This window comes from Actinoplanes xinjiangensis, assembly GCF_003148685.1.
GTDB classification, from domain to species: Bacteria; Actinomycetota; Actinomycetes; order Mycobacteriales; family Micromonosporaceae; genus Actinoplanes; species Actinoplanes xinjiangensis.
On record NZ_QGGR01000064.1, the window covers coordinates 1 to 12050 of the forward strand.

Consider the following 12050-nt stretch of genomic DNA (forward strand, 5'->3'; position numbering starts at 1 on the left):
ACCGACGCGTCGGTGAAGTCGGCCGTGGCCAGCGTGAAACCGGCGGCGGCCAGCAGGACCAGCACGAGCGGATCCCGCAGTTGCGACACGACCCGCCGCCACAACGGCGGCGGCCGGCGGACCGGCAGCACGTTGCCGCCGTCGCGGGCCAGCCGCTGCGCGGCGTCACCCGACGACAGGCCGCCCACCTCCGGCGCGACGACGTGCATGACACCGTGACTCGCAGAGGGGCGGGTGCTGTCCGAGGGATCCGGAGCGACCTGAAGATTGCGTACGGTCATGACGGTTCCTCGCCTTGCCGGATGATGCTGGAGGCTGCACGTACGCCCGCTTCAGAACCGTTCGATGACCTGGTCCGCGGGCAGCCGTGGCGTGTGCGGTGCGGCGGTGCCGGCCGGATCGGCGGTGGTGAGCCGCAGCACGAGGTGCGGGTGGCCGAGGTCGGCGAGCAGGTGTCGGATGCGTTCCCGGGTTATGGCCACTTCGATGGTGGCGCTCAGTGGCAGGACCGACAGGCCGAGTTCGGTGGCGGTGAGCCAGGCCGCCGACAATGCCTCGCCGGCGCGGAGCCAGCCGGCCGGGTCGTCCTCAGGTCCGTACAGGATCGCGAACGTCGCGGCGTTCTCGTGCGCCGCGGAGACGGGTAGGTCACCGTGGTGGCCGAAGTCGCGGCCCGGCACGGTGGTCTGCGTGGCCCGGTCACCGATGGCGGCGTCCGGGATGCCGCTGCCCAGTGGCCGGGTGCCACCGGTCCAGTAGCCGACCTCCGCCTGCCAGGCGCCGTCCGCGTTTTCGGCGCGTTGTGCCTGGTCGGCGGCGCTGGCCAGCTCGAGGACCTGGTCGGGACGCAGGATGTGCAGGCCCGCGCCGGCGGATTCGGCGGCTTCGACGATCGTATTGAGTTCGTCGGCGTCGGTCGGTGCGCTTGCGATGGGCCGGCGGTCGGTGTGCCGTAGTCCGATGGTCTGGCGGTGACGTCGTGCGTCGACGGTTACCGGGATCCGATGGTCCAGGCGCAGCCGCGCGAGGTGGTCGGGGTGTTCGGCGTCCGGCATGCGTTCGAGGATGGTGTGCCAGCCGTCGGCAGCAAGGCTGACCAGGGCGTGGTGCAGCGCGGCTCCACAGCTGAGGACGGCGAGCCGGGAGTCGGGGTCGCTGATCTCGGCACCGCGGCTGTGATCGAGGTAAAGGCTGAGTTCGTTGGCGGTGAGACGCCAGCGCCAGGGCTGGGTGTTGTGGATCGACGGGGCGTGTCCGGCCGTGGTGGCGGCGGCGGACAGTGCCCGGGCCTCGGCGCGGGTGTCGGCTGCCCGGATCGAAGCTTCGGTGCTCATGTCAGGTCCCTTCCTTGGTGTGCCGAGTGTCAGACCGACCATGGCGTGTGTGGCCTGCCCCACCGGTCGCGGTCATCGGGGGATCGGTGTCATCGGTGTGCCGTTGACCTGCGGCGTCGTTGGAGGTGTGGTGGCGGCTGCGGCGTTCTCGCGGGCGAGGAAGGTGCCGAGTTCACCGATGGTGCTCATCAGCGGGGCCGGGAAGACGACGGTGCTGTTCTTGTCGACGCCCAGCTCCACGAGGGTCTGCAGGTTGCGCAGCTGCAACGCGAGGGGGTGGGCCATCATGATGTCCGCGGCGGTACCCAGCGCGTCGGCGGCCAGGGCCTCGCCCTCGGCGGCGATGATCTTCGCGCGTTTTTCCCGTTCGGCTTCGGCCTGCCTGGCCATCGCCCGTTTCATGCTCTCGGGCAGCTGGATGTCCTTGAGCTCGACCAGGGTGACGACCACGCCCCATTCGGCGGTGGCGACGTCGAGGATCTCCCGGATGTTCACGTTGATCCGGTCGGTCTCGGACAGCGTCTCGTCGAGGGTGTGCTGGCCGACGACCTTACGCAGGGTGGTCTGGGCGATCTGGTTGATCGCCGCGCCGACGTTCTCGATCGCCACGACGGATTTCTCGGCGTCGACGATGCGGTAGTAGGCGACGGCGGACACGTCGACGCTGACGTTGTCGCGGGTGATGATGCCTTGGGACTGGATCGGCATGGTGACGATCCGCAGGCTCACCCGGTTGAGTACGTCGACGAACGGGATGATCACGGTAAGCCCGGCCTGCCGGACGGCGATGACTTTGCCGAGCCGGAACAGGACGCCCTGTTCGTACTGCTTGACGACCTTCACGGCGAGGAACGCCAAGGCGAGGAGCACCAGGATGATGAGCGCGATCCACAGGGACCACATGAGGAGATCCTGACTTCGGCCGCAGCCGGATATTCGTACCCGAGAACAGTTTGTGTGCGAAACGCACCTGATCGCTGCGGCGGGCGAAGAAACGCCGAGACGCTCACAGCGGCCAACTACCAGGCCACCGGGGTCCAGGGCGACACCACTAACCCTACGCCTGCTCACGGCACACCCGCCGCAGCGCCCGTCAGCGGGCTCGGCGTAATGCGCGTACGGTCAAGGTGTCGCCCGGGACCCCGGTGGCCGCTCCGCCCGCCGTCGCCGCCGACATCTCCCACCATTCGTGGATCTTGCGGTGGTTGACGAGTCCGCACAGGAGCCCGGCTGCCTCCCTGAGTAGGTGGCACCGCCCTCCGCATCATCCGCCGGCGCGCTGGACGCGCCGCGGAACATGTGTCACGAACACTTGAAGGAATGTGAGTGCGATGGTCGACATCGCCAACGAATCTCATCGCTCGACCACCACGAAGTTGCCCGAACGAGCCGCCAGACACCAGGCCGCCACACCGGACACCACCTTCTCGGTCACCGGTGGGACCGCCACCGCGACCCGGTATCTGCTGGCCGGTATCCGGATCGCGCTGGGCTGGGTGTTCCTGTGGGCGTTCCTCGACAAACTGTTCGGCCTCGGCCGCAGCACCCCCGCCGCGAACGCGTGGCTGGAGGGCGGCAGCCCCACCGCCGGGTTTCTCGGCAAGGCCGCCACCGGCCCGTTCTCTGGCATGTACCACGCGATCGCCGGCAACGCCTTCGTCGACATGCTGTTCATGACCGCCCTGCTCGGCATCGGCGTGGCCCTGCTTCTGGGTATCGGCATGCGCATCGCCGCAGCCTCCGGCGCACTGCTCACCGTCCTGATGTGGACCGCGGTGCTGCCGCCGGCCACCAACCCGTTCATGGACGACCACCTCGTCTACGCCGCCGTCCTGGTCCTGCTCGCCCTGCTGGGCGCCGGCACCACGTGGGGCCTCGGCCGCCGATGGGCGGCGACCCCGCTGGTGCGACGTAACACCTGGCTCACGTAGAACCGCACGGCGTGCGCGATTCACCTGCCGGGGATCGCGCACGCCGCCACGGGTGGAGGTCGACCGCGATGACTCGCGGTGTTCGTCGCCCGGCTGCGGCGAATCCTCGAGAAGGTTCTGCCGCCGTAAGGAGACCGTCATGAAAGCCCTCGTCGTTTACGAATCCATGTTCGGCAACACCGAGGCAATCGCCCGCGCCATAGCCGAATGCCTGGAAGCGGACTTCGACGTCACCGTCGCCGACGTACGCACCATGCCGCCGTTCGGCGACACCGATCTGCTCGTCATCGGCGCACCGACCCACGCGTTCAGCACGAGCCGCCCCCGGACCCGCGCACACGTGACACGCAAGGCCACGATCAGAGCCCGTGCCTTCGGGATCGGGGTCCGCGAGTATCTCGAATACGCGCCCTGGTTGACCGGGGTACACGCGGCGGCGTTCGACACCACAATGAAGATGCCTGTCCTGCCCGGATCCGCCGCCCGCAAGGCGCACCGGCGGCTACGCGGACTCGGCTGCCACATGGTGGCCGCTGCCGAGTCCTTCCATGTGACGGGCACGACCGGTCCCCTCGTCGGCGGCGAAGCGGATCGAGCCCGGCGGTGGGCCGGCACGCTCGCAGGCACCGTGCTCGCCGAATTGCCCTCTCGTGATGCCGCCGGCTTCACCACCGTCGCCGTGATGACAGACGCGGAGCCACTCCGAACCCAATAAGCCCTGGTGAACCGGTTCTACCGGCCGCCATCTCGCCACCACACCGATCAGGAGACGGACATGACGAGCAACAGTCCCGACAGCACCCACCGCATCGTCGTCGGCGTCGACGGTTCGCCGGGTTCGAAGAAGGCACTGACGTGGGCCATGAACCAGGGCCGGCTGACCGGCGCCACCGTCGAAGCCATCACCACCTGGCAGGACCCCGCCAAATACGGAACGGCCTACGGATGGACGTCCGCCGCGTTCGAGGGTGACACCTACGCCACCACGATGGTCAAGGCCCTCGACGACACCGTCGCCGAGGTCACCGCCCCGATGTCGCATCCCGTCACGGTGCTGGCCCAGGTCGTCGAAGGCCACCCCGCCGAGTCTCTGGTGCGCGCGGCAGCAGGAGCAGAGCTGCTCGTGGTCGGAAGCCGCGGACACGGCACCTTCGCGAGCATCATGCTCGGCTCGGTCAGCCAGCACTGCGTGCAACACGCCACCTGCCCGGTCGTCGTGGTCCGGTAGCCGAGCTGCCGGTCGATCCCCACTTGCTTCAGAACGACGACCACCCTGAGAGGTTGGCGATGAGCACCGTAACTGGCGCGGCAGTAGTCGTTGGTGTGGACGGATCCGCGTGCAGCCTTGCAGCCTTGCGGGCTGCCCTGTGGCCGTCCGTCGTGCGATCGCCGTTGTCCGCAGTCTGACTTGACCCGATAACGGCGTCGGCCGGGCCGCGTTGACAGTTCGGCGCCGACGTTCGCTCCCGGGCATCCGCAGGCACACGCCGCCGCGTGCGGCACTCCGCCGATCCACTGCGCCCGCCCTTCGAGCGGGCCCCTCACGTCAGGAGTTCGACATGATCGATCAGGAACCGGGACAGGATCATCGCATCGTGGTGGGCGTCGACAACTCCGCAGGCTCCGCGCAAGCGCTGCGCTGGGCCCTGGCGCATGCCCGGCTGACCGGCGGCTCCGTCGAGGCTGTCACCGCGTGGCAGCTGCCGCCCGTGTACGCCTCCGCCTACGGTTGGACACCGACCGGCATCGACGACGCCGGCATCATCCGGTACGCCGAGAAGACGCTGGCGGAAACAGTGGCACAGGTGCAGGGCGAAGACGACCACCCCGTGTCCATCACCACCCGCGTCATGGAAGGCCCGGCGGCACAGGTCCTGCTGGATGCCGGCAAGGGCGCGGAACTGATGGTCCTCGGCAGCCGCGGGTACGGCGCCTTCTCCGGAATGCTGCTCGGTTCGGTCAGCCAGTACTGCGTCCAGTACGCCACCTGCCCCACCGTGGTCATCCCGAAATAGGTCACGCCCGACGGCCAACCGCCGGGTCAGCCGCCGCGCCACCGGCAGTGGGCCCGCAAACCGATATACACATTGGTCGGCGCCTACACCCTGATCGGCGCCTCGGTGACCGGCATGGCGATCACCATGACCGCCCGCAACGACCCGGACGCCTCCGTCGCCGTCATCGGGTCGGCGCTGATGACGGCAATGCTGGCCGCGATCACCGGTTACCTCTACCGGCCGCTGATCCGCCGGCACCCGGCCCGCTCCCATGCACCCGCTCCCGACACCGCCCGGACCGCCCACCTGGAAACGAGCACCGCATGACGCACCTGACGGACACCACGACCACTCACGACCATGACCGTCGCGGCGAACCCGTAGCGGTCAACCACCTCACCGTCGTGCCGATACGCCATGGACGCAGAACCGTCGGCGCGTACGTGATGACGCCGCAAGGAATTCGGTTCCAGCCGGCCACGGATGTCACCCGCATCGTGGTGACCGCCCTGACCACGGCGGCACTCACCGCCGTCGTGATCGCCATCGCCATCGCCATCGCGGTACGACGCCCTTCCGCGATCCGGGCGGTCACGATGGGCCCCGGCGGCTGGGTCAGCCTCAAAGGGATGCCGGCGCCGCCGATGCGCAGCGCCGCCGCACCGGCTCGTCCGTGGTGGGCCTGTGCGCTGCGGGCGCACCGGCTCGTCGCCGAGCGCTGACGATGCCGCCACCGACACCCACCGCGCCGGATGTGGTGAGCGCCCAGGTATCGCTGCCCGCCGACGTGACGCTGTACTGGCTGCCGCTCGGCGCCGGCGGCCACTGCATCCGCCTCAACGGGCGCATCTTCGAAACCCTGCAAGCACGTCACCAGCACCGGCCCGGACGCGACCTGTACCACTCGGCTCTCCAGGTACGCCTGGGCGGGCAACGCTTCGTCATCGAGATGACCCCGGTACTGGGCGGCCACACCACAGATCGCGGAGTCGTCCGCGAAGGCCCGGTCGGTTCCCGAATCCTCGGACGTTCACCGCTGTTCCGGTACGAGATCAGGCGGTGGCGCGACGGCACCATCCCCGACCTGGCCGAGGCCGTCGCCGGCCCGCACGTCGTCAGCGCCGACGCCACCCGGGCCCGGGAGGTGCTGCGCCTGACACCGCTCGTTCCCGCACTCGTCTGGGGCCGCGACGAGGCCCGTACCGGTGAGATGTGGAACTCCAACTCACTGACCGCCTGGCTGCTCGCCGGCAGCGGCCACCGGATGGAAACCATCGGCCCACCCGCCCACGGCCGCGCACCCGGATGGCAAGCCGGCCTGGCCGTAGCCGCCCGGCGCGACGTTTCCCAGGAACACCGCGTGACCTCTTGCGGGTGACCGGCATACCAGGCAAAAGCCGCTACTGTTGGTGGTGAGACGGTGGCCCGACCGCCGTCATCTGCTGCCCCAGACCCCGGTAGCGCCTCCGGGTTCGCCCGGTGCGTCATGTCGTGGGGAGTAGCCGTGGCCTTCTTCGCGCCGTGCCCGCCCCGACGCCGCGTACCGGCGTCCGTGAGCAGGCGCACCGGCGTAGGGCTTCACCTTCCATCTCTTCGAGACGTCCGCTGCACGAGGCTGCGAGTCCAGATCCGGATGCTGACACAGTCGCCGGACGATGCCGGGAAAGGTTCGCTCATGCCAGCACGCCCGCCAGGCACAACGATGCCGCCCCAGGCGGTACTGACGACGGTCGCCACCACTGGCCCGGCCACCGCAGTGGCCGAGATCGCGGTGCACGGCTCGTGGTCACACCGGCTGGGCCTGGACGTGACAGCCGCCCTACGGGACTGTTTCGCCGACCGGCCCAGCAGCATCATCATCGACCTGCACCGGCTGGCGGATGACGACGCCGCCAGCTTGCCGTTGTGGCTGGCGGCACGACGCGCCGCCAACGTCCTTCGGCCGCCGGTCCAACTCGCCTTGTGCCTGCCCGCGGCGACAGTCCTGCAGGTACGGCTTCGACGCATCGGCGCCCACCGCCTGCCGCTGTACGCCACCATGGTCCAAGCGCGTGCCGCGGTGGCAAGTCCGTCCGCCGGTTGACGGCTGCGGGGAGCAGGCCGAGCAGGATGCACCCGTCCGGCGATGCAGTCGTGGAGCCGGCCGACAGATCGCGGTACCTGCACCACAGCACGACGGCCGCAACGCTTCATGCCCGCCACCGCGGGTATGACAGCATCGACTCTTTCGCGAGGCTGGCCGCAGACTGGCCAGGGCAACCACCTACGATATCTCAAGTAGACCGAGACGGTAGCCACCGGCCGCAGCTCTCGGCGACGTTGCTGACGCTTTCAATGGCACCCACGCCCACGTCCGTATCGCTGCCGACTGACTTAACCGACCACCCCGGACGCCGGACACGGAAGCGACGTAGTGTTCCGGCCTCCACCACCAGAAGAGGAACACTCATGACCGCCACACATGTCAGAAGATCCGAGATCGTCTCCATACTTCGGTCCAGAGGAAAGTTCGCCCGCGCCGACTGGTTCGAACGCGCGCTGCCCGACATCGTCGACACCGGCAAGAACAGCAGCCTGCTGGCGAACCTCGACATCGACCCGGACGCCTTGAAATCGACCGACCGCATTCCCCAGAACGTGTAGCTCGAGCGCCTCGAGTGCGTGCCGGGCGTCGGGGATGCTCAGAAGGTCGCCGGTCCCGGCTTCTGCCGCGCTGTCGCCCGCAGTCAGGCGAACCCGGCCGTGCAGTACCTGCAGCGTTGCCTCACCCGGGTTCTCATGGTCGTCGAGCCGCCGGTCAGCGCGATCCGGGTCTGCCGCAGCGTGCGGCCATGCCCGCCGTACACGATGTGGGCACTGCGACCGCTGGAGGCATCGTGGGCCAGCGCGAGGTGTTCCAGGATCAGCCCTGTCAACGACGTGCGATCCATCAAGGGCGCCTTCCGGTAGTTCAACCGTGATCGGATTGCTGCTTGCCGCCGGACCGTTCCGGGAGTTTCCCGGCGAAGTGCGACGCGGACGCCAGCCGGCAGGCATCGCGTCATCGGAGACCGGAAATTTCGCCCGGCTGCGGGGCGAAATCGACGGCGGCGGGCAGACAGCCACCGGGGTCCCGGGCTGTGCCCGTGTGCCAGGTCAGTGTTCAGTAGGGGCACCCAGCTTGGCGGGGTCGGCGAGTATCTCCTGGGCGGCGTCGGTCAGCTTGCGGTTGCTGCGGCGGGCGTACCCCCGCAGCGCGGTGAATGCCTCGTCGACGGAGACGCCGTGTGCCTGCGCGATGGCCCCCTTGGCCTGCTCGATGACGATCCGGCTGTTGAGGGCGCCCTGCAACTGCTCGGTGAGTAACTCGCCGCGCCGGATGGCCCGTTCCTGCAGCAGCCCGATCGCGGCCACATCGGTGAGCGCCTGCACGATCTGCACGTCCGCGCCGTCGAAGTTGCCACCCACCGTGTTGCCGAAGACGTTCAGCGCGCCGATGACCTCGCGGCGCACCCGCATCGGGAACGCGTGCACGGAGCGGAAACCGGCGGTGACGGCGTGGCGGCTGAAGTCCGGCCAGCGGTCTCCCGCAGCCTGCAGGTCCGCGTTGAGCACCGGCTGTCCGGTGCGGAACGCGTCGAAGCAGGGGCCTTCGCTGCCCTGCACCTGAAAGATCTCCAGGATCCGAGCCTGCTCGTCGGAGGCGGCCATGAACTGCAACCGGCCGCGCTGGTCGGCCAGCAGCAAACCGACCGCGGACGCCCCGACCAGGTCCGCGGTGCGCACCGTGAGCATGTGCAGGAAGTCCAGCAGGTCGAAGTCATCCACCAGCGTGTCGGCGACCTCGACGAAGATCCTCGAAAGCCGCTCGGCGGATACCGTACTCATTGGTGCCTCCTAGGCATCCGACATCTCGTCACCGTGGTCACTGGTCGCTGTCGAACCGCAGGTCATGCCCGAGGATCTCGCGGGCGACATCGATCAACCGGCGGTCTTCCGCGTACGCGTGGGCGCGGATCCGGGCCATCGCCTCGGTGAGCGTCCCACCGACCTGGATCATTACCATGCCCTGGGCCTGGAACAACTCGACCGGTCCAGCCATCACGTCGTCGCTGGACCGTTTGGCGCTGCGCTGTTCCTGACCGTCGAGCAGAATCGTGACGGCTTCGTCGGCGAGGTCGAACGCGTGGCGCAACTCGGAGCCGGACAGCGGACCCGGCTCGGCCCGGAACAAGTCCAGCACGCCGAGCTGCGCAGCCCCGATCTGCAGCGGGAAGGCGAAGATGGCCCCGATTCCGGCGTCGCGCACCGCGTCGGCATACACCGGCCAGCGGGTGGGTTCCACCTGCCCGAGGTCGGCGATCAGCGCCGGCCGGCGGGCGGCCGCAGCGTCGATGCACGGGCCCTCGCCGAGGACCAGTTGCAGCTCTTCCAGGCGCTCGCTGGCCGGATCCGCAGCCGCAAGCAAGCTGAACTGGTTGTTTTGTGCGACCACGGACAAGCCCGCACCTACCGCGGACAGGGAACTGACCGCGCGCTCGCAGAGCCGGCACAGCCGGGCGACGACCGGATCAGCGGGCTCCGCAACCATCGACAACCAGATCACCGCCGCCCGGCAGGCCGGCAGCCGCGATGCACTCGAGGTCACCCACGGCGCCCAGCATGGCCGCACCCTTCACGAAAAGGAGGCTGCCGGGGTCCGGGGCAGGTAGACGTCAACGTGTCGCTGACTGAGAAAACCGTACCCCAGAAGCGAAGCCGCCACCTTGCCGCCATCGAGCGACCCGGCCGCGCGCGACATTTCCAGGCGGCATGCAACGTACACTTCTGGTCCGGTTCGTCACAGCCGGTCCCTGTACCTGAAGACGGCATAGAGCAGGGTAGACATCACGGCGATAAGGGCGGTGGAGACCAGGACGCCCCAGCGCGTTGCGTTGCCCGGTAGGGCAGGTTCCGGCCGCAGAAACCGGTGATCTTGGTGGGCACGGCGCAGATTGCCGTCCGACTGATCACCTTCTTCATGATCAAACCCGCCGCAGGATGACGAGGGTCTTGCGGAGCTGGAAGGAGCGCTGCTGGACCGCGTGCATAGGTGATCGGTGTTCGTCGAAGGGGTACTCAAGTCGGATATCAGACACCATCGCCGTCGGATCTTTCTGGCAATAGATCGACTCAGCCGCCAAATCGAGTTGGCAGCTCAAGCCCTATTCGATCAATGGACGGCATATTCTCTCGTCGGCTCGGCGTCGCAGTATTGCCCGCATGCCCGACTGATTCTGGTTGCAGTGGAAACCCTGCAATGCGACGATAGATCGGAACATCAACAGCGCGCTTACCGGTCTGGCTCAGCGATCGCTATCGCACGTTCACAAACGTGCCGCATGTGGTTGGGAATCTACCTCCCAAATCCCATCTGTATGAGATTCGACCCGCCGTGCGTTTCCGTGATCCCTCAGGAAGAGTCCGCCATGACCGCTATCGCTGTCGCAGGTCGCCCACAAGATCCGAGTTTCGCCGCACTCACTCAGAAAATCGTGCAACTCGTGCTGGCCTCTGCCAGCCGCGCCAGCGTGGTCGCGCGCGGCGTGCCCAACGCGCGGCTCCCGCAGGACCGGAAATCGCTGGAATACGCCTTCGCATCACTTTTTGACGGCACCAATGGGAGGGCTCGACAGCTACGCCGCGCCTTCGGGCGGCCAGCCGGCCGTTTCACCGTCCCACCCGGAATCGACTTCGGAGACGTTCGGTCGGTCATCGACCAGGCCATAACGGGCCAAGCTCTGGACGCGGCACGCATTCCGCCGGCAACGTTCAGCAACTGGCAGACCGGGCGGTCACGCCAAGAGGTCGCCGAGTTGATCGCAAGGATTCTCAAATTCCGTCGACTCCCTGTACTCGGTGGCGGTACAGGAGCACCACCGCCGGTACGCCAGGCGAGGGAATTGCAGCTGAAGCTGGCACGCGTGCACTGCGTTGAGCGAGTTGGTTGGGAAGCGACCGATTGGGACGGAAAGGACGCCATCCTGTGCGGCGGGTTGGGCTTCGACTCGACGCTCGAGTCCCCACCGGCCGCGGGCAGTCCCAGCACTGCGCATTTCAGGAAAGTCCCGCAGTTCAAAGCCGGCATTTTCTCAGCCGACGGAGTGACCCACAATTTCAGCCCCGACAAGACCTTCTGCAAGTGGGATCTGAGCTCCCCAGGCGAGTGGCCGCGTGGCTTCATCGGGATCATCGCCTTCGCCGAGAAGGACAGCGGCGACGAATTCCCTCAACTGATTGAGGACATCTGGGGCCTTTTGTCACCCGCCGTGATCGCGGCCGTTTCGGCGTTGGTCACCGCTGCGGTCGGCGCAGGGGTGGGCCGCCATCGGCACTGAATTCGCACCGCTGATCGGAACCGCGATAGGTGCCGTCGTCGGCGCGATCGTCGGCGCCGTCGTCGGCGCGATCGCGGAAACGCTCCGCGACGACATCTTGGAGACCTCCGACACGCCCGTCACGCTGGTGCTCGCCGATCCCTCCGACACCATGCCCGGCGGCGGAGACAGGAGCGAAACCTATACCGCCGAGTACGTTCGCCCCGGAATGCCCGGCGTCTACAACGTGGATTACTACTGGCAACTGGCGTTCTAGTGCCTCGTCTTTGAACGTTGGCCGTGCAATCCTTTCGGTTCTGAGCATATTTCGGGCAGGCTGTTCCTTTCGCTGTGGTGCGGGAGGTGATGCCGGGTGGGCCGACGCCCGGAAGTGTTCGTGCGGGCGCTGTCGATGGCCGAGGGCCGGCGGCTGCAGAAGATCACGCGGACCGC

Annotated in this window: 17 protein-coding genes; 11 read left to right on the forward strand and 6 right to left on the reverse strand. The window is 67.9% G+C overall.

Annotated elements, in window-relative coordinates; genetic code table 11:
* The 3 genes from BC793_RS48245 to BC793_RS48255 all read right to left on the reverse strand — a co-directional run.
* A partial coding sequence (locus tag BC793_RS48245) for a cation-transporting P-type ATPase (protein ID WP_249037428.1) occupies positions 1 to 281 on the reverse strand: 281 nt, incomplete at its 3' end.
* Positions 282 to 332: 51 nt separating this feature from the next.
* Positions 333 to 1334, reverse strand: coding sequence for an Acg family FMN-binding oxidoreductase (locus tag BC793_RS48250; RefSeq protein WP_109603375.1), 1002 nt, complete (start codon positions 1332 to 1334; stop codon positions 333 to 335).
* Positions 1335 to 1406: 72 nt separating this feature from the next.
* Complete coding sequence (locus tag BC793_RS48255) at positions 1407 to 2237, reverse strand: slipin family protein (RefSeq protein ID WP_109603376.1); 831 nt, start codon at positions 2235 to 2237, stop codon at positions 1407 to 1409.
* Between the two features lie 428 nt (positions 2238 to 2665).
* On the opposite strand from BC793_RS48255, the gene BC793_RS48260 reads away from it, so the two are divergent.
* From BC793_RS48260 to BC793_RS50465, 9 genes are all read left to right on the forward strand, one after another.
* Positions 2666 to 3265, forward strand: coding sequence for a DoxX family membrane protein (locus BC793_RS48260; RefSeq protein ID WP_109603377.1), 600 nt, complete (start codon positions 2666 to 2668; stop codon positions 3263 to 3265).
* Between the two features lie 139 nt (positions 3266 to 3404).
* The gene (locus tag BC793_RS48265; RefSeq protein ID WP_109603378.1) at positions 3405 to 3980 is read left to right on the forward strand and encodes a flavodoxin family protein; all 576 of its coding nucleotides are present in this window, start codon (positions 3405 to 3407) and stop codon (positions 3978 to 3980) included.
* 60 nt (positions 3981 to 4040) lie between these two features.
* Positions 4041 to 4493 carry a universal stress protein gene (locus BC793_RS48270; protein WP_109603386.1) on the forward strand — a complete coding sequence of 151 codons (453 nt, stop codon included), beginning with the start codon at positions 4041 to 4043 and terminating at the stop codon, positions 4491 to 4493.
* A gap of 331 nt (positions 4494 to 4824) precedes the next feature.
* Positions 4825 to 5280, forward strand: coding sequence for a universal stress protein (locus BC793_RS48275; protein WP_109603379.1), 456 nt, complete (start codon positions 4825 to 4827; stop codon positions 5278 to 5280).
* Positions 5281 to 5352: 72 nt separating this feature from the next.
* Entirely contained in the window at positions 5353 to 5589 is a 237-nt protein-coding gene (locus tag BC793_RS48280) for a hypothetical protein (RefSeq protein ID WP_109603380.1), read from the forward strand.
* Positions 5586 to 5984, forward strand: a complete 399-nt coding sequence (locus BC793_RS48285; RefSeq protein WP_109603381.1) for a hypothetical protein — start codon at positions 5586 to 5588, stop codon at positions 5982 to 5984. Before BC793_RS48280 ends, BC793_RS48285 begins: the two co-directional genes overlap by 4 nt.
* A 2-nt stretch (positions 5985 to 5986) precedes the next feature.
* The gene (locus BC793_RS48290; protein WP_109603382.1) at positions 5987 to 6640 is read left to right on the forward strand and encodes a hypothetical protein; all 654 of its coding nucleotides are present in this window, start codon (positions 5987 to 5989) and stop codon (positions 6638 to 6640) included.
* 297 nt (positions 6641 to 6937) lie between these two features.
* On the forward strand, positions 6938 to 7345 hold the full coding sequence (locus tag BC793_RS48295) for a hypothetical protein (protein WP_146246814.1): 408 nt from the start codon (positions 6938 to 6940) through the stop codon (positions 7343 to 7345).
* A 365-nt stretch (positions 7346 to 7710) separates the two neighbouring features.
* The gene (locus BC793_RS50465) at positions 7711 to 7905 is read left to right on the forward strand and encodes a hypothetical protein (protein WP_170167366.1); all 195 of its coding nucleotides are present in this window, start codon (positions 7711 to 7713) and stop codon (positions 7903 to 7905) included.
* An 83-nt stretch (positions 7906 to 7988) separates the two neighbouring features.
* Here BC793_RS50465 and BC793_RS48300 read toward each other — a convergent pair whose 3' ends face one another.
* The 3 genes from BC793_RS48300 to BC793_RS48310 all read right to left on the reverse strand — a co-directional run bounded on the left by BC793_RS48300 (position 7989) and on the right by BC793_RS48310 (position 9847).
* Positions 7989 to 8192 (reverse strand): hypothetical protein, encoded by a 204-nt coding sequence (locus BC793_RS48300; protein WP_203896670.1) that lies wholly within the window; start codon positions 8190 to 8192, stop codon positions 7989 to 7991.
* A gap of 205 nt (positions 8193 to 8397) precedes the next feature.
* Positions 8398 to 9129: a GAF and ANTAR domain-containing protein gene (locus tag BC793_RS48305; RefSeq protein WP_109603384.1), complete on the reverse strand. Its 732-nt coding sequence runs from the start codon at positions 9127 to 9129 to the stop codon at positions 8398 to 8400.
* 37 nt (positions 9130 to 9166) lie between these two features.
* Complete coding sequence (locus BC793_RS48310) at positions 9167 to 9847, reverse strand: GAF and ANTAR domain-containing protein (RefSeq protein ID WP_239170746.1); 681 nt, start codon at positions 9845 to 9847, stop codon at positions 9167 to 9169.
* Between the two features lie 862 nt (positions 9848 to 10709).
* Between BC793_RS48310 and BC793_RS49380 the strand changes: the two genes are divergently transcribed.
* Positions 10710 to 11618, forward strand: a complete 909-nt coding sequence (locus BC793_RS49380) for a hypothetical protein (RefSeq protein ID WP_146246815.1) — start codon at positions 10710 to 10712, stop codon at positions 11616 to 11618.
* Positions 11619 to 11715: 97 nt separating this feature from the next.
* Entirely contained in the window at positions 11716 to 11874 is a 159-nt protein-coding gene (locus BC793_RS50085) for a hypothetical protein (protein WP_158319600.1), read from the forward strand.
* The last annotated feature ends 176 nt before the right edge of the window (positions 11875 to 12050 follow it).

What these genes read in the sequence shown, in the direction of transcription:
- BC793_RS48250 (WP_109603375.1), bottom strand. Translation starts at nt 1,334, where the DNA reads ATGAGCACCGAAGCTTCGATCCGGGCAGCCGACACCCGCGCCGAGGCC.
- BC793_RS48255 (WP_109603376.1), bottom strand. Translation starts at nt 2,237, where the DNA reads ATGTGGTCCCTGTGGATCGCGCTCATCATCCTGGTGCTCCTCGCCTTG.
- BC793_RS48260 (WP_109603377.1), top strand. Translation starts at nt 2,666, where the DNA reads ATGGTCGACATCGCCAACGAATCTCATCGCTCGACCACCACGAAGTTG.
- BC793_RS48265 (WP_109603378.1), top strand. Translation starts at nt 3,405, where the DNA reads ATGAAAGCCCTCGTCGTTTACGAATCCATGTTCGGCAACACCGAGGCA.
- BC793_RS48270 (WP_109603386.1), top strand. Translation starts at nt 4,041, where the DNA reads ATGACGAGCAACAGTCCCGACAGCACCCACCGCATCGTCGTCGGCGTC.
- BC793_RS48275 (WP_109603379.1), top strand. Translation starts at nt 4,825, where the DNA reads ATGATCGATCAGGAACCGGGACAGGATCATCGCATCGTGGTGGGCGTC.
- BC793_RS48285 (WP_109603381.1), top strand. Translation starts at nt 5,586, where the DNA reads ATGACGCACCTGACGGACACCACGACCACTCACGACCATGACCGTCGC.
- BC793_RS48290 (WP_109603382.1), top strand. Translation starts at nt 5,987, where the DNA reads ATGCCGCCACCGACACCCACCGCGCCGGATGTGGTGAGCGCCCAGGTA.
- BC793_RS48295 (WP_146246814.1), top strand. Translation starts at nt 6,938, where the DNA reads ATGCCAGCACGCCCGCCAGGCACAACGATGCCGCCCCAGGCGGTACTG.
- BC793_RS50465 (WP_170167366.1), top strand. Translation starts at nt 7,711, where the DNA reads ATGACCGCCACACATGTCAGAAGATCCGAGATCGTCTCCATACTTCGG.
- BC793_RS48300 (WP_203896670.1), bottom strand. Translation starts at nt 8,192, where the DNA reads ATGGATCGCACGTCGTTGACAGGGCTGATCCTGGAACACCTCGCGCTG.
- BC793_RS48305 (WP_109603384.1), bottom strand. Translation starts at nt 9,129, where the DNA reads ATGAGTACGGTATCCGCCGAGCGGCTTTCGAGGATCTTCGTCGAGGTC.
- BC793_RS49380 (WP_146246815.1), top strand. Translation starts at nt 10,710, where the DNA reads ATGACCGCTATCGCTGTCGCAGGTCGCCCACAAGATCCGAGTTTCGCC.